The sequence below is a fragment of the Neorickettsia findlayensis genome, from assembly GCF_009856525.1.
GTDB lineage: Bacteria > Pseudomonadota > Alphaproteobacteria > Rickettsiales > Anaplasmataceae > Neorickettsia > Neorickettsia findlayensis.
The window spans coordinates 255601-270901 of sequence record NZ_CP047224.1; the positions used below are offsets into that span (position 1 = coordinate 255601).

15 protein-coding genes and 1 tRNA gene are annotated in these 15301 nt (G+C 40.8%); 11 read left to right on the plus strand and 5 right to left on the minus strand.

The features are described from left to right. Nucleotides 1-73: 73 nt before the first annotated feature. The 4 genes from GP480_RS01275 to GP480_RS01290 form a co-directional block, all read right to left on the minus strand. Nucleotides 74-2296 (minus strand): AAA family ATPase, encoded by a 2223-nt coding sequence (locus GP480_RS01275; protein WP_160095152.1) that lies wholly within the window; start codon nucleotides 2294-2296, stop codon nucleotides 74-76. Nucleotides 2297-2321: 25 nt separating this feature from the next. Further along, entirely contained in the window at nucleotides 2322-2633 is a 312-nt protein-coding gene (locus GP480_RS01280; protein WP_160095154.1) for a hypothetical protein, read from the minus strand. A 66-nt stretch (nucleotides 2634-2699) separates the two neighbouring features. Next, nucleotides 2700-3374, minus strand: coding sequence for an ABC transporter ATP-binding protein (locus GP480_RS01285; protein ID WP_160095156.1), 675 nt, complete (start codon nucleotides 3372-3374; stop codon nucleotides 2700-2702). Between the two features lie 471 nt (nucleotides 3375-3845). Further along, nucleotides 3846-5852 (minus strand): ComEC/Rec2 family competence protein, encoded by a 2007-nt coding sequence (locus GP480_RS01290; protein ID WP_237111373.1) that lies wholly within the window; start codon nucleotides 5850-5852, stop codon nucleotides 3846-3848. Nucleotides 5853-6128: 276 nt separating this feature from the next. On the opposite strand from GP480_RS01290, the gene ygfZ reads away from it, so the two are divergent. The 6 genes from ygfZ to GP480_RS01320 all read left to right on the plus strand — a co-directional run bounded on the left by ygfZ (nucleotide 6129) and on the right by GP480_RS01320 (nucleotide 10291). After that, nucleotides 6129-7061: a CAF17-like 4Fe-4S cluster assembly/insertion protein YgfZ gene (ygfZ, locus tag GP480_RS01295; protein WP_160095160.1), complete on the plus strand. Its 933-nt coding sequence runs from the start codon at nucleotides 6129-6131 to the stop codon at nucleotides 7059-7061. 350 nt (nucleotides 7062-7411) lie between these two features. Next, nucleotides 7412-7660, plus strand: coding sequence for a preprotein translocase subunit YajC (gene yajC, locus GP480_RS01300; protein WP_272898935.1), 249 nt, complete (start codon nucleotides 7412-7414; stop codon nucleotides 7658-7660). A gap of 15 nt (nucleotides 7661-7675) precedes the next feature. Then, on the plus strand, nucleotides 7676-8410 hold the full coding sequence (locus tag GP480_RS01305; RefSeq protein ID WP_160095162.1) for a pyridoxine 5'-phosphate synthase: 735 nt from the start codon (nucleotides 7676-7678) through the stop codon (nucleotides 8408-8410). A 69-nt stretch (nucleotides 8411-8479) separates the two neighbouring features. Then, nucleotides 8480-8788 (plus strand): 50S ribosomal protein L28, encoded by a 309-nt coding sequence (gene rpmB, locus GP480_RS01310; protein WP_160095164.1) that lies wholly within the window; start codon nucleotides 8480-8482, stop codon nucleotides 8786-8788. Further along, on the plus strand, nucleotides 8763-9653 hold the full coding sequence (gene lipA, locus GP480_RS01315) for a lipoyl synthase (RefSeq protein WP_160095166.1): 891 nt from the start codon (nucleotides 8763-8765) through the stop codon (nucleotides 9651-9653). Before rpmB ends, lipA begins: the two co-directional genes overlap by 26 nt. A 158-nt stretch (nucleotides 9654-9811) precedes the next feature. After that, on the plus strand, nucleotides 9812-10291 hold the full coding sequence (locus tag GP480_RS01320) for a type II toxin-antitoxin system RatA family toxin (protein ID WP_160095168.1): 480 nt from the start codon (nucleotides 9812-9814) through the stop codon (nucleotides 10289-10291). 118 nt (nucleotides 10292-10409) lie between these two features. Here the strand turns inward: GP480_RS01320 and GP480_RS01325 are convergent, their stop codons facing one another. After that, the gene (locus GP480_RS01325; protein ID WP_160095170.1) at nucleotides 10410-11222 is read right to left on the minus strand and encodes a pyruvate, water dikinase regulatory protein; all 813 of its coding nucleotides are present in this window, start codon (nucleotides 11220-11222) and stop codon (nucleotides 10410-10412) included. Nucleotides 11223-11291: 69 nt separating this feature from the next. Between GP480_RS01325 and GP480_RS01330 the strand changes: the two genes are divergently transcribed. The 5 genes from GP480_RS01330 (at nucleotide 11292) to GP480_RS01350 (ending at nucleotide 15263) form a co-directional block, all read left to right on the plus strand. Further along, nucleotides 11292-11365 (plus strand) — tRNA-Arg (locus tag GP480_RS01330). Nucleotides 11366-11842: 477 nt separating this feature from the next. Further along, the gene (locus tag GP480_RS01335; RefSeq protein ID WP_237111375.1) at nucleotides 11843-12559 is read left to right on the plus strand and encodes a CBS domain-containing protein; all 717 of its coding nucleotides are present in this window, start codon (nucleotides 11843-11845) and stop codon (nucleotides 12557-12559) included. Between the two features lie 120 nt (nucleotides 12560-12679). Then, nucleotides 12680-14176, plus strand: a complete 1497-nt coding sequence (locus GP480_RS01340) for a hypothetical protein (RefSeq protein ID WP_160095172.1) — start codon at nucleotides 12680-12682, stop codon at nucleotides 14174-14176. 196 nt (nucleotides 14177-14372) lie between these two features. Next, nucleotides 14373-14792 carry a ferredoxin family protein gene (locus tag GP480_RS01345; RefSeq protein WP_160095174.1) on the plus strand — a complete coding sequence of 140 codons (420 nt, stop codon included), beginning with the start codon at nucleotides 14373-14375 and terminating at the stop codon, nucleotides 14790-14792. 21 nt (nucleotides 14793-14813) lie between these two features. Further along, the gene (locus GP480_RS01350; protein WP_160095176.1) at nucleotides 14814-15263 is read left to right on the plus strand and encodes a hypothetical protein; all 450 of its coding nucleotides are present in this window, start codon (nucleotides 14814-14816) and stop codon (nucleotides 15261-15263) included. Nucleotides 15264-15301 lie beyond the last annotated feature (38 nt).

The window sequence follows — 15301 nt, forward strand, 5'->3', positions numbered from 1 at the left end:
CAAACAGGAACGCGCAAGTGGGACGAAAATACTGGTGAAGACTAAAAAAAATTGCAAAAATCAAGGAAGGTACCTACACCAAACAGCCGTCTTTGATGATCAACTCTATTTCGCTAACTTTAGAACGCAACATCCTATCCGAAACCGCCTGCATTATATCATTCCTGATGGTTCTTTCTATAGTTCTGGCACTTATTTTACCAGATGAGTGCCTAGCAACGAGGGATTTTACCACCTCATCTGTAAGTTTAAGCTTGATTCCTCTTTCTTCAAGTAGGGTACGAATCTCAGTTGTAGACTTATTTATTATTTTTTCCACGCTATTTTTGTCAAGTGCATTAAAAACTATTGCAAGATCTAATCTATCAAGTAACTCCTTGTTGAAGAAATTTGCAAATTGAGCTTCCTTAGTAGTTTTCTTGCCATTTTGAGTAAAACCAAGAGAATTATTCTCAATAAAACTACCTCCGACGTTTGTTGTACAGACTATGATACAATTTTTGAACCTACTCTTTTTCCCAGTGCTATCTGTTATGCAACCATAATCAAGAATCTGGAGAAGAATATTTTGAAAATCAGCATGTGCCTTTTCTATTTCATCAAACAGGATAAGTGCACTGCCTTGTTTAAAAAGTATTTCAGCTATAAAGCTTCCTTTATCATGTCCTACATATCCTGGAGGTGCGCCTATTAGTCTCGAGACGGCGTGACCTTCCATATATTCGGACATGTCAATTCTCACAAACTGCATGCATAAATTTTTTGCAATTTGTTTAGCAAGCTCTGTTTTGCCAACGCCTGTAGAACCACCAAACAGGCATGAGGCTAAAGGTTTTTCCCCTTTTAATCCAAGCAATCCGGGCCTCAGTGAGTACACGACCTGCTCTATAACATTGTCTTGATCGAAAATTGTTGCCTTAAGATTTCTTTCAAGTGAAGTGAGCATTTCTTCCACAGTATAATTTAACTGTGCAACAGGAATATTGAAACGTTTTGCGAGTGTCTCCCTAACATACTTAGTGTCTATTTTTCTATCGCGCCTTCTTTTGACATTGAATAACTCCGCATTGTACGATGCGCCCAAATCATCCATTAAATCTATAGCTTTATCGGGGAAGGCTCTACTTGGTATGTATCTGTGTGCTAGATTTACTATTTCATTGAGGGATGCCTTCGTATAATGTACCCTGTGAAAATCCTCGTAATATGACTTTGTTCCATCAATTATGTTCAGTGTGTCACTAATAGATGGTTCTTCCACTTCTACACGCTGAAATCTCCTATCAAGGGCTGCATCTTTTTCAAAGTGTGTAGAGTATTCTCTATAGGTTGTAGCACCAATACATCTGAGAGGACCCTTTGTCAGAAATGGCTTTAGAAGGTTTCCTGCATCAATAGAGCCATTGCTTGTTGAACCTGCACCGACAATCGTATGTATTTCGTCTATAAAAAGTATTGTATTTTTACTGCTGGATATTTCATTCATCACTGTTCTAATACGCTCTTCAAAATCGCCCCTGTACCGTGTGCCAGCAAGTAAAGAGCCTATCTTGAGTGCGTATACGCGTGTATTTCTCAGTTTCTGAGGAACATTACCGCTGACTATTGCATGTACTAGTCCTTCTACTATAGCGGTCTTTCCGACTCCAGGTTCACCAACGTAAATAGGGTTGTTTTTAGTTCTCCGTAAAAGAATCTCTATTGTCCTATCAATTTCTTTTTTTCTATCAATTAATTTGTCAATTTTTCCTTGAATAGCTAGCTCGTTCATATCCGTGCAGTATTCCTTTAAATTATCAAGGTCAGCACTTCTGAGTATATCGGCATTTGCAGTGCTCCTACTCTCGGTAGAGCGGCTTTTCTGGGACTTTATCATATGGGACATGAGCTCTACGAGTGTTATGTTGCTTTCTGTGAGAAAGGAGAATGCATAGGAATCTTGTTCACAGAACAGTTCGATCAAAACATGTAAGCCTGTGATTTGTCCCAATTCCGCTATGTTCGCGTGGATTTTGGTTCTCTGTATGACGCGTCTTAGTCCAAGCGTTGGCTTTATCTTTGCAATATCAACACATCCATTAGAAAAGCGTGCAAAGAACTGTGCTGTGTTAAGAAAATGAATGAGCAAGTCCCTCAACTTAGCGAAATTCATACTTGAGTTGAAGGCAATTCTGGAAACTTCTTCATCTTCTGTGAGGGCAAGAAGAAGATGTTCCAATGTGACGTAAGAATGTGAAAAACTCCGTGCCAAGACAAGGGCATTCTGAAGCGTATTCTCTAGACTAGGCGAGATCATTGCGTAAAAGGAGACAAAAAAGGAACTATTCTTTAAGAGGCGAAATACCCAGTTCCAGTCCGTGTGACCGAACAGATGGACCTAAATCCTGCATGATTGTCTCCGCAAGGTCAGAGTGATATGTCCCGAGAAACCATTCGCCTTGCTGCATCAGCGACTCACATAACGCTTCTACATCATTTTGTCTTAATTTCAAAGTGTCAGTGCCTAAACTCCTAACTCGTTTCAGATCGACGCTTGTAGAGGCTTTTTTAACAAATACTCTGTACAAGGATGGCTTTATCTCAACAACCTCAGATTCATCAAAGCACCACCCCTGTTTTCTTTTGTTTATCATAAGCTCAAAGCCCGAATATCCTGCATCAACTCACTGAGATTCTACGCAAAATAGGTAAAAAAAATCCTATATAGAGCTGATCAAAGAAGAATTAAAAATTTCAAGTACTCTGTCGGCTTTTTGCAGAAACGATGAATCATGAGTTGCAAGAAATACCGCACTGCAATTTTCTTTAGCAGAACGACAAATCAAATCAAAGACGTCTTTCGCAGTATTCGGATCAAGATTACCAGTTGGTTCATCTGCTATTATCAGTGCCGGTTTTTTTATCACCGCCCTTGCGACTGCTACACGCTGCCTCTGTCCACCTGAAAGCGTGTGGACCGATTGGTATGCGGTTTTCTCTAATTTTAGGAGCTCAAGCAAGTTCTTTGCTTTTTTTTGTGCAACTGCTTTTGGTGTTCCAGATATGAGAAGTGGTAGCATGACGTTTTCCAAGACATTGAGCTCGCTGAGCAAATGATGGAACTGATATATAAAACCTATTTTTTTTCTGCGGAGTGCAGTGTCTAAGTAAGGAGCCTCTTCCCCGCAGATTTTCACCTTACCGAAATCCTGCTTGTCTAGTAATCCTGCAATCTGTAGAGTTGTAGTTTTTCCAACGCCAGAGGCGCCGATCAATGCGACAATTTCTCCCGCGTAAATCTGCAGATTTGTGTTACGCAGTATTGGTATTTCATGCTGTGTTTTGTCTCTGAAGAATTTTGAAACATCACAGAACTCCAGTGCTAACTCTGACATGCAATAAGGTAGAGGTTCGACGTTCAATGATGTTGCTGTTGCAAGCAAAGATCAATATTACGGACTACATCGCAAATGAATCAAGCTCCTTTCGGGTTACTTAGATTGCTAAATTAGGTCACCAAAGAATACTAAAATAGTTGGGCGTAATTGTGTGCTTATGTTACTACATGTGAGGAAAGCTGGTGTTTGCATTTTTGTTCTTTACCAGCTTTCACATTATTTTGATGAGCATCCGATATTGTCTTAGTTGTGTTGATCTATCTATGCTCCTCTTTTGAAGGAAAATGCCACCCTGATTGAAATATCATCCCGAGGAGGTGTAATGCCACAATTTGTTACTTTTTAGGAGAGAGTTAGTGCGCGTCATATTAGAGTATGCCTTGTTTGCGTGAGCTAATCCTTTGAATCATTTTTTGATCAGTCCTGTATGAAATTGATTGTATCGCTACTGTACTTATCTCTGTGATGTCATTTTGATGCGAGGATCTCTTGAGGCCAATTTCTTCCCCTTGTCGTTTTTATTCCATTATTCCTTATAGAGATAAACACATTTTGATTTTCTCTTATTTCTAGTAAGGCATATGTCTTTTTGTTGTCTGTCAGTGGTCTATCGATTTGAACAGAAAAGTTATTGCGTGTTTTGTTTTTTGGGTTCTTTGCAAAAGTGATCGTGATTGCTTTGCCATTTTTTGTGTACACATACGAGCCTTCTCGTTTTTCTATTCCGCTATTGAGAGTGTTGGATATTTTGCTTGCCTTGCATCCTGAGTACTGTAGCCATTTCTTTGCGATGAAATTTTGTGGGATTCTTGAGGCATTAAGAAAGTACAGGTTGTTGTCCTGTGATCGTATCGCGATATTCTTCTCTGAGATGAATATGTCTGGTAGCGGTGAGAATTGTATCATCGCAACTCCGATCGCAATTGGAATTATACCTAGGTATCGCTTCCATGTTGTACCTACAAGAAGCGATAAGGTTCCAGTGACCATTACAAGCAGTGTTATTCCAGAAAAGCCTTGCACTTCAAAGTAGCCTAGGTGTAAGTGATTAAACGATTCCATGAGTCTTAGTAGTATTTTTATTTCAACGGAAAGAAGAGTGTATAAAAACTCGGAATCATATAAAGGCATTAGGAGTAGTATTCCAGCAAGTGTCGGTATGATTAAGAAAGATGTGAACGGTATCGCTATAGTATTTGCGGCCAATCCGATCACAGAAAGAGAGTGAAAGTGATATAAAGCGAAAGGGGTGGTAGCGGCAGTCGCAAAAAGAGAGGTTTTTATCACTCCTGATAGGTATGTGAGTGGTTTGAGTATGCTCTTGCAGAATGATTTTGTTTGGCCTTTGTGAAATGAATCAGTGGAGAATTTCCACAAACAGAGAAAAGATCGTCGCGTAGTATCGTTTCGGGGTTTAGTCTGATGTCTTGGTTTTGGTATTAGTGTTATTTCATGTTGTATTACTGCGCTTAACTCCTGTATTTCGAATTTTGACTTTCCCATAAATAGGGGAGTAAATTCTGTATGTGTGTACAAGGATGACCTTCTATTACAGAAGCATATTCCGAGTACAGCAAAGAATGACATTTGAAAACCCGGCTTAAATATACTTTCGGGGTATAAAGTGATTAGAACGGTTGCTGCAAAGATGACAGAACGCAATGTATCTGCTTTTCTATCTAACAGTATTGAAAGGAAGAGAGTGCAGGTCATTATGCAGGCTCTCTGAGCAGATGTTTGCATTCCAGAAAGTTGCAAATAAAAAATACTCGATGCTACTCCAGCGATAACAGAAATCTTTTTTATGTCGTACTTGAGTGTTAGGTGTTCAGAAAGTGTGCAAGCTCTTCTCAGAAGGGAAAAGAAAAATAACCCTACTAACCCCATGTGCAACCCAGAAATTGCTAATAAATGAGACGTTCCTGATTTTCTAAATAGCTCGTTTATTTTTAGATCTATTCCATCCCTTTTGCCTATTGTCAGTGCTAGGGCTATTTCGGAAGGTATTTCCGCCAAGTTGTATTTGAACTTTTCATGAATGACTTTTCTAATACGTGGAAAAATAGATTGGTGACCTGTTGATTTTACTATTGTGATTTTTCCAATGAGTCTTCCTGTAGCCCTTACGCCGCTGAAATATTGAAACATGGCAAAGTCATAGCCTGACGGTGTTGCAGCACCTTGTACTGGAAATATATATGCTGAAAAGTTTACTACGTCGCCCGAGCGTAGATCTGGTAGACTTTTTGTGGAATAGAGTTTTAAAGAACTCCCAGCATGTTTCATCGTGATTAATATGCCAGTTTTTCTGTGTGAAAGACTTTGCACTATACCTGTTGCGTTTTGAAGGTATTGAGGTGTTTTGATCATCTCTGTATAAGAAACCAGAGTTCGAATTTCTGCGCTGATAAATCCCGCGGAAATTATGCCACTTACAAGGAGGGCGGTTCTGGCTTTTCTAACTATATAAGCCAAGCATAGCTGTATCCCTAGTCCAAATATTGTGAATACCAAATGATATGCTTTTGGGTAAAAAGTAGCTTCGAAGAAAAGTATAATCCCGATGCTTAATAGGAAGGGGGTCCACAGGAAAAGATTTATTTGATTCTTTGTAATCAAAATTTCTTTTTAAATTATCAATTGTTAACTATTTTGTTGCACCTACTCATAAATAGCGAGGGTTATCGCGGTAGTTTCATAGTAGATTTCAGGTGATAATCGACTGCTAGGAACATACTTATCTGCAAGTGAATGCACTTTTTTCGGGACAAGACTCGTTTTTATTCTGTTAGTGGCGAGAAGGTGAGAGCTTTTTTACAAGGGATCGTTACCTGCAATGTAGAAACACCAGAAGACTGTATTTATGGGTTGATACTTACCCCAAAGGGGAGGCTTGTTTGTGATCTGTTTGTGTACAGATGTTCGACAGAAACTGAGCTTTTATTAGAAACCAACCGCTGTAATACGGAAGCACTCTTGAGGATGCTGGATCTATACAATTTCAAGAGAGGTATCACCATCCAAGAAAAAGCCTACTTTTCGTATGTAGGGATTCCTAAAGGTTCTGATATATGTGTTGCTCAACCTGAAGAAGGTAATCAATATACATGTAGGGGTACAAGAACAAAAGAGTCAACGGGCGCGATACAGGATATATGCCAGTTTCTGGAAGTGCTTGAAGGAACACGTGAAACGAAAACACAGTTGAGGCTCATTAAGGAATGTTTGTCCTGTGTGCGTGATCCAAGAAATGTAAACTTAGGCTTTCGGATTGTTTTGGCAAGTTCTGAGTTTCCGGTATCCGAAAGTTGCCACGAAGAATATCAACGAATAAGAATCATGAACAAGATTTCGGAGGCTGGAAAGGAGTTGAAGCCCAATATCTTTCCGTTGGAGTATGCAATGGATTACGCTTTTGATTTTAATAAGGGCTGCTACGTTGGACAGGAGGTAATTTCGAGGTTTAGGGTGAGAAATTCTATTGAGAGAGCCTTATTCTGTCTTCAGGTAGAAGAAGGAGCAGGTATCGAAGAGGGTGATAAGATATATCTAGGTGATGACATAGTTGGGTGTTTCAGTTCGTGTTGCAAGAATCAGGGATTAGCAGTGTTACCAAAATATATACTAGAACGGCGCACGAGCATTAAACAAGAATCCGGCAAACCAATCGCAATTCTGGCGTAAAGAAATGAAATCTACTTTTTTTTAGTTAAAAATATGATATTATGGCAAACAAAACACTAATATTATAATATTTTCGCTTTGATACTTGTAAAGTTTTATCTAAATCAGTAGAGTCTGGTGTTGGGAGTAGGTTAATTTATCATTACTTGTTAGCGCTCGGTTTTCGTATTTTACCACGTTTGGTGGCTTGCATTTTAGGTTTTGTCGATCAGTGTTGCATTCTGCATGTTTCCTGGTCCAGGCAGAAAAGGTGAGTGGGGTGTGTTATATTCTGATTGTTTGGCTTGAATGTTTTTATGTCTTTTTCACAGATCTTTACCAGTACTAGCACCGGTTCTGACTCTATATTAATGAGCTTGCTCCCGCTGGGGATTGTTTTTTTTGTGTTCTACGTATTTGTTATACGTCCGCAAAGCAAAAAAATAAGGGATCATCAGAGCATGCTTAAATCGTTAAAAGTTGGGGATCCTGTTATTACAACCAGTGGAATTAGCGGTACAGTTGCGAGGATAGATGAAAAAAATGACATGGTGCATCTTCAGGTAGCTGAAGGGGTGATAGTGAAGATTTTGAAGAATTTTATTTCAGAGAAGAGATAGGGGTATATTGGAGTAATGACGAGAGTAAGTATTAATTTGGATAAGGTTGCGCTCCTTAGAAATTCAAGAAGTACTGGAAGTCCCGATATCAAATATGTTGCGAATCTCGGCATTATGAGTGGTTGCAACGGAATTACTTTGCATCCCAGGGCAGATAAGAGACATGCTTTAGTTGAAGATGTGCAGACAATCCTCGGTTTGAGCGAAGTTGCTTGCGGAGAAGTAGAGTGCAATGTGGAAGGTGATCTAAGACCCGAAATAATAGAACTCGTGGCAAGCAGTCCTATACATCAGTTTACGATTGTTCCGGTTAGAGAAGGTGAGAGGACTACGGAAAGAGGGTTTTCCGTTGGAGAGAAAGCTGCACTTCTTAGGTCAACTATAGACGAGATTAAGAAGAGAAGAGGTGTGCGTATAAGTCTTTTTATAGAACCAGAACCGGCATCTGTGAAGTATGCTGCTGAGGTTGGTTGTGATGCTGTTGAGCTTCATGCTAAGTGGTATGCGCGTGCATTTTGTACTCATCGTGAATCCGAAGAAATCAAGAGACTTCATTTTGCTGCACTAGAGGCGAGAAATCTTGGACTGAAAGTGAATTTAGGTCACGACCTCAGCCTGGTAAATATTTCGACTGTAATAAACAAGATAAAACCAGATGAGATTTCCATAGGGCATGCGCTTATAGTCGAATCATTTTTACAGGGTTTCTCGAGGACCCTGAGAAAGTATGTTTCTATTGCTAGGGGTTGAAATAATGTCTGCCATTTCATCAATCTATGTGGTATAAAACTATAGCTGTAGTAGTTTTTCTGAGCGTCGATGAGTAATTCTTGTGATCTAACGGGCCACGGGTGGCAGAATGGTAATATGGTTTCCCACTCGAATAGAAAGACCAAAAAGCGCTTTATGCCAAATCTTCAGAGAGTTACAGTTTTTAGCGATGTCCTAGAACAAAAATTTAGGTTTAAAGTTTCTGCCAAGACTATCAGGACCATAGATTTTAAAGGTGGTTTAGATGATTTTCTTAGAAACACTAAGAATGCGAAATTAAGCAAGTCGGCACTGGCTTTGAAGAAGCGTATCATGAAGAAGGTGTCGTGTGATGGGACGAACGATAGAAAAGCCTAGGATTCGTGTTTCTGGGGATAATCGCGCTTTTCTCGAGACTTCTAGACTTGTCAGTGCGTCGGGGTTAAACACTGTTTGTCAAGAGGCTGCTTGCCCGAATATTGCTGAGTGCTGGGGCAATAAACATGTCACCGTGATGATCTTGGGTTCTGTCTGCACGAGAGCTTGTAAATTTTGTAATGTTGCGACCGGCAAGCCTGAGTTGCTCGATCCACACGAGCCGGAGAAGCTTGCGTTGGCGGTGGCTAAGCTTGGTTTGAAGCATGTTGTGATAACGTCTGTTGATAGGGATGATCTCGACGATGGAGGTGCAGCACATTTTGCAAACTGTATAAGGAAAATTAGAGAAACTTCACCTGGTACGACTATAGAAGTTCTTACACCGGACTTTCTTGGTAAAGTCGGGGCTAGGGACATTATAACAGCTGCAGCACCGGATGTTTTCAATCATAATGTAGAGACTGTGCCACGTTTGCATCCTAAAATAAGGGTTAAGGCAAAGTACTTTAATAGCCTTTCCTTATTGGAGGAGGTCAAAAGAAAAGATCCACGGATTTTTACGAAGTCTGGCCTAATGCTGGGACTTGGTGAGGAAAAAGGTGAGGTTTTACAGGTAATGGATGACATGCGCGTTGCTGGGATTGACTTTTTGACCATTGGTCAATATTTGCAACCAAGCAAGAAGCACATAGAAGTGCAGCACTATGCAACAGATGAGGAATTTCAATATTATAAGGAAGCTGCATACGCGCGCGGATTTCTTATGGTTGCGTCAAGTGCTTTGACGCGTTCTTCCTATCATGCGGATGAAGATTTTTTGCGCCTAAAAAATGCTAGAGCTGTGTCTTTGGCGAAGTTGGTCTAAATTGCATGGCAAGCTACGGTTTTGTACTATACATGAGTTTGTATTTAAAGTGATCTTTGCAATCATTGTTTAGAGTTGAGTTGTTTAAGCGCTCAGAATACGACCTAGATGGCAAAAGCAGTGGTGTTAAGACTTTTCCGTTATTGATGTGTTGAGAAATGTCAGGACAGTATTCATATCGTGATTGTAAAATTCTCCCTTTTAGTGCCTATCACGCCTTTGTGGTTGTCCTTGATGTGGTACGTTATCCGGAGTTTATACCTTGGTGCGAACAGATACGGATTATTTCTAAGGAGAAAGATACGATTCGCGCTGAAGTTGTGATTTCGTTTAAAGGAATGCGCTCAAGCTATATTTCTGTAATAAAGTTCTTGCCTCCAACATGTGAGGGAGGTGGCCGCATAGAAGTCAGATCAACCGAAGGTGTATTTAAGCACCTATATACCCTGTGGGAATTTTATCCACAAGGAAGCTCTTCAAAGGTGTCATTCTATATAGAGTATGCATTGAGATCGAGGCTTGTAAATTCTATGGTTAGGCTTATGTATAGTGCAGCCCAGAAAAGAATAATAGAAGCGTTTGAGCAAAGATGCAGGACAGTAGCAAATTCATACGAATCATCTCAGAGTAATAAGTAAAGAATCGTTCATAATATCATGGAACGAGCTTCTGCCTCATGATGCTACGCGTCCTCACGACAGGGTTCATAATAGGATAGTCTTTAGAATTTTGCGTACAAGTTACTCGGTATGAGATTTAGTATTTTCTCATTGTGTACTCCTTCATTATTGCTGCAGCAATTTCCTCAACGGATCTGTGTGTGACATCTATAACTGGCCAGTTATTTCTGACGAATGTTTTACGTGCATTTGTAAGTTCTTCCAAGATTTGTTCTCTGTCGGCATAGACTGGGTTATCGTAGTTTTGTGACACAGAGAGTCTTGCTTTTCTTATTTCTATCAGTCTATCTGGGTTTATGATTAGCCCTACTATGAGGACATTTTCTAGAGTAGTGAGTTTCCCTGGTAAGGGTATATTGTTCACAAATGGAATATTTGCGACTCTATAGCCAAGATGTGACAAGTAAACACTGGTTGGAGATTTTGAGGTACGTGAGGGTCCCACTATTATGATGTTTGCCTCATCAAGATCCCAAGCATTTTGACCATCATCATGCGTTAGGACGTAATTCATTGCATCAATCCTAGCGAAGTAGTCCTCGTTAAAAGTTTGATATTCTTCTTTACTTGCATCTATTGGTTCGATTCCTAAATATGAAGAAAGTTCCCTTATTACGCGTGAAAGCACTGCTATACAGGGGATTTTTTTCTTTTGGCAGAAATCTTTTAATGTGTCTCGTATTACCCGTTCCCTTACTGAGTAGAGTACAAAGGAATTTCTCCCAATATGTGAAAGGACCTGTTGTAATTTCTCAATGTTTGTCGTAGACGGCCATAGATGATGTTCTGCGGAGACCAGGTGTTCGAATCTTTCTAAAGATGCCCTCGAGACCGCAATTAATGCATCCACTCCATAGTCCGAAATTAAATGTACATTCAGTTGTTTCATTGTCGTTGTTGATTTATACTTTCCGTCTAGTTCCACGCGCTGTTTCGGATATCAGTTACCAAATTTTACGCGCCCTTAGCTCAGCAGGATAGAGCAACAGCCTTCTAAGCTGTGGGTCAGAGGTTCGATTCCTCTAGGGCGCAGACCATATTGCTTTGGCTTGCACTTTTATTTATCTAGCCTATCTTCCACTATTTGGTGACCGTGGTTTTTTTATATTCGAGTGCTTTGGTCGTCTTTGGAAACAGTATCGTTGCTGCTCTATTTACTATCTCAGGACTTGTCTTTTTATGCACCTTGACCTTAGAAGAAGTGTTTGCGATCTTACAGAGGGTACTGTGTATGCCAGTTTATTAATTTCGTGTTGTGATTCTGTTTTAAAGTTTTACTTGAGTACTTATGTCTTTTGCAGAGATGTTGGGATAACCTGTTCACCACTTTTTGATAATCTTTACTTAACCTCATGCAGGCACGGACCCGAGCTATTTCTGCGAGGTGTATCTTGAGGTGAATTGCTCGGTTTCCCGGAATTTACAAAGCCTTTTTTTTAGATTACAATGGCCTCTCGTTTGTGTGCCTTCTTTCGTCCTATATTTAGTTTTCTAAAAAAGTTCGTTGCAGTGAAACGGAGAGATGTGACTGTTCAGGATGGTTCTTCCCTTGCAAAGTTAGACAGTATATACGTAGAAGACATAATGGTTGAGCGTTCTAAGATTGTTGCGCTTGACGTTTCTGCAAAGAGTGAGGAATTACTCGAAGTCCTGAAAAATATTGGTCACAGTCGGTTACCCGTCTTTGAAGGTAATCTAGACAAAATAATTGGATTTATTCATGTAAAAGATGTGTTGAATCGTGTAGGCACCTTTTTTGATGTAAGGGGTGTTTTGCGCAAAATTATATGCGTTCCACCTTCGATGAAGGTTTCTGGATTGCTGGGAGAGATGAAAGCTGCTCGTGTTCATTTAGCGGTAGTTGTAGACGAATTTGGTGCAACTGTTGGTGTTGTTACAATGAAGGACATTGTTGAGCAAATATTTGGGGATATTCAGGACGAACATGGAGTTGATGCTGAGCCGTTTTTTCTCTGTGTTGGTAGTGGTAGATTTAAAGTCTCAACTGAAATTGAGATGAAAGAATTTCTTGATAAATCTGGCCTAGAATTAGAGACAGGGCATGGGTCCAGGACTTTAGGTGGGTATATATTGAGTATTGCTGGAAAAGTTCCCTTGGTTGGGGACGTTATATCTTCTCCTGAGGGGGTGGAATTTACGATCTTAGACGCAGATAATAAGAGGATTGGAGTCGTTTTAGTTGATGCTTCTCGCGTTGTGAGCTAGTCCGGTGTGTTCTCTGATTATCAATTCTTGTTCTTGTACACAGCCTTTTTTCTATTATGTGTCATTCTTGCATTAGTATTATAAATAGTGGGATAGAGTGCGATTAACTTGGAGGATTGAATGCAAGGTAAAATAGGCCAGTTCGCGCTAAATGCGATTCGTATGGGAAGAAGGGTCGGTGGTGCTGTGGTGAATACTGGCAAGACCGTTCTTCTTGCAACTCCACGTAAGATGAAACTGGGCATCGCAGAGAGATTTGGTGATTTTATTAGTGGTGCAAGGGAGTGGGAAGTCTTACATAAAGCTAATACTAATCGTTTTACCAAGAAAGCCTTAGCGGCAGATTGGGCCAGCTATACGAAGACTTTGGACGGAGCAAAAGATGTTGCCTTTCATGTGCCAAGGGCTCTGGTGCCACAGGATCGGATACATGCCTTTGAAGGTTATCTGAATGCTGTTGCGAATGGTGAGGGGATAGCAGAAGCACGAGAGAAGAATAAAGGGAATCAGCTGTATCTTCTTCATGCGGAGTTTGTTGCCCTGGGTGGTGGTATAGAAGTTAGAGAGAATAGTAGAAACAACCAGGCTGAGCTTGTGATCAAAATTCCACTGTGTGCGAGCAAAGAAGAATTTCGACAGCGAGTTGCGAAAGCTATAAAAGCCGCGGGAATAGAGGATTCATGCTCGGTTGATGAGGCTACTGATAGATTATGGGAGGAAAAAGACGCGGGCTTTAGCAAAAACAGTGATGCTGCACATTGTGATCATGATCATGGTCCTAAGCCTGTTAGTCCTAATGGTCCAGTTAATTATGAGGAACCTTATGATTCTCCTAAGTCTGTTACTTCTGATGATCCAGTTAGTCGTGGGGAAGCTTATGATTCTACTAGATCTGGGAACGAATATGGTGCGATTAGCTCTGAAGGACCGAGCAAGGCAAGTAGTATGCCTAATCTCCACATAGTAGAAAGGGAGGTGCCTGCACCTCCAACTAGATCACAGTCTGTGACTGATCTGAAAGATAGTATTACGGCATTTAAGCTAAGACCAGTTGCAACTCACGAAAAGGCTGCAATTGTTGATGCTGCAGCTCGTCTTTCAGATATGCTAAAATATAGGAATCTAGATGTGCATGGTGGTCTCACGGAGAAAGATTTAGAGAATTGTAAGCGCGTTGTAGCAGAGATGAGGTCCAGTGGTGCTTTAGACCTTTCAGATAGTCAGAGAACCGATGTGGCTCGTGACCTAGTAACGAAATTACATGCGTTCAAGGCAGGATGTCAGCAAAAAATTAAAGACTTGGGACGTGGTAGTGATTGTCGGGGAAGCAGTGTGGATCCACTGCCGCAAGCAACGACAGACCAGATTAGGGTCCATGAATCCGCAGTGAAAGCTGCTGAAAATTTAGTCTGTGCGATTGCAACTCTTCCTTCTTTAGCGAGTCATTGCGGTGTTACGCCGGTGAAGTCTCCTTTTCAATCTTCGCTTGCTGGGGCGCTTTTAAGTGCGACTTCTGGTATGCCAATATGTGATATAGACGAGGCGCAGAATCTAGAGCATGCTCCCTCTCATACTCCGGAAAGCACGGGGCATGTTGTGCATGGCCAAGGCAAATAGGTTAGAAGGAAGAGTTGACTTTCCTGCTGTTCTGTACTGAACACAAGTGATTGTTTTTCTTGAACAGAGTTGATAAAGTGCATTCCTGCCTTCGTTCTTTTGTTTCACACAAAGAATCTTTTATGAAACCTTTTGAGAGTTTGCCAAGTATTGGTATGTCGGTTAGACTATATGAGTTACCTGTTTAAGCGCCTGTATGCCACATGTTGTCACGGAGAAATGCTTGAAATGTAAGTATACGGACTGCGTCGAGGTTTGTCCTGTGGACTGCTTTCGCGAAGCTGGAGAGTATTTAGTGATAGACCCAGATGTATGCATAGATTGTGGTGTTTGTGTCCCTGAATGTCCAATAGAGGCGATAATTAATGACGAAACGTATATCGATGGAAGAAGTCTAGGGGAGATCACTTCTGTGTCGGAGGCTTCTTTGCTTACTAAAAAGCAGCTTGATGCGAGATTCATGGTGGTTTTCAATCGTGTGAGAGCGGCTGAACTGCCTTCGATAATGACAAAAAAGGAGCCTTTGGATGGAGCAGAGAAATGGGCTGAAGTTCCGAATAAAATCTGCTATATAAAGCAGACAGGAAGTAAAGAAAATGGTATAGAGAATAGCTAGGGAGTTGCTTCGTTTGGTCGTATGAGTTCTGATAATAGTGGGTCGTTTCTTGATCGGCTGAAAAAGAAAAAACCTGTGGGTGGTAGCGGAGATGGAGGAGGGTTTGCCTCTCGTTTTACTCAAAGAGCCTCACAAAGCAGTGCTGCCTTTTCTGAAAAGTTTTCTGGAGCGAAACCTAGTGGTGGTTTTGCTTCTCAGAAGGGTGTCCAGAAGAGCAGGAAAGATGCCGCAGGTTTTGCCGAAAGTGTCCGAAAGAAGCGTAGTGATTGTGTATATCTTGTTCGTGGTAAGGATAAGAATAGGGCGGCTTGGCACTACGTTCTCGTGGATAAGGTTAAGAAGGAGATGTTTCTTGCTGCTGCAAAAAGTGGCTCAATAGATGTCAAGGATTACGGAGAAATATTGTATTCTGGTTGGGGAGAGGACCCTCCTGAAGACATTAAGAAAAAAATTGAAGAGGAGTACAGCTGATTTTTCTAGTTGTGGATGTGAAATTGGGCAGCACTCGC

Excerpts from the sequence above, each read along its gene's own strand:
- GP480_RS01320 (WP_160095168.1), top strand. The coding sequence starts at position 9,812 with ATGTCAGGACAGTATTCATATCGTGATTGTAAAATTCTCCCTTTTAGT.
- GP480_RS01325 (WP_160095170.1), bottom strand. The coding sequence starts at position 11,222 with ATGAAACAACTGAATGTACATTTAATTTCGGACTATGGAGTGGATGCA.
- lipA (WP_160095166.1), top strand. The coding sequence starts at position 8,763 with ATGGGACGAACGATAGAAAAGCCTAGGATTCGTGTTTCTGGGGATAAT.
- ygfZ (WP_160095160.1), top strand. The coding sequence starts at position 6,129 with ATGCACTTTTTTCGGGACAAGACTCGTTTTTATTCTGTTAGTGGCGAG.
- GP480_RS01285 (WP_160095156.1), bottom strand. The coding sequence starts at position 3,374 with ATGTCAGAGTTAGCACTGGAGTTCTGTGATGTTTCAAAATTCTTCAGA.
- rpmB (WP_160095164.1), top strand. The coding sequence starts at position 8,480 with ATGAGTAATTCTTGTGATCTAACGGGCCACGGGTGGCAGAATGGTAAT.
- GP480_RS01350 (WP_160095176.1), top strand. The coding sequence starts at position 14,814 with ATGAGTTCTGATAATAGTGGGTCGTTTCTTGATCGGCTGAAAAAGAAA.
- GP480_RS01340 (WP_160095172.1), top strand. The coding sequence starts at position 12,680 with ATGCAAGGTAAAATAGGCCAGTTCGCGCTAAATGCGATTCGTATGGGA.
- GP480_RS01345 (WP_160095174.1), top strand. The coding sequence starts at position 14,373 with ATGCCACATGTTGTCACGGAGAAATGCTTGAAATGTAAGTATACGGAC.
- GP480_RS01305 (WP_160095162.1), top strand. The coding sequence starts at position 7,676 with ATGACGAGAGTAAGTATTAATTTGGATAAGGTTGCGCTCCTTAGAAAT.
- yajC (WP_272898935.1), top strand. The coding sequence starts at position 7,412 with ATGAGCTTGCTCCCGCTGGGGATTGTTTTTTTTGTGTTCTACGTATTT.
- GP480_RS01275 (WP_160095152.1), bottom strand. The coding sequence starts at position 2,296 with ATGATCTCGCCTAGTCTAGAGAATACGCTTCAGAATGCCCTTGTCTTG.
- GP480_RS01280 (WP_160095154.1), bottom strand. The coding sequence starts at position 2,633 with ATGATAAACAAAAGAAAACAGGGGTGGTGCTTTGATGAATCTGAGGTT.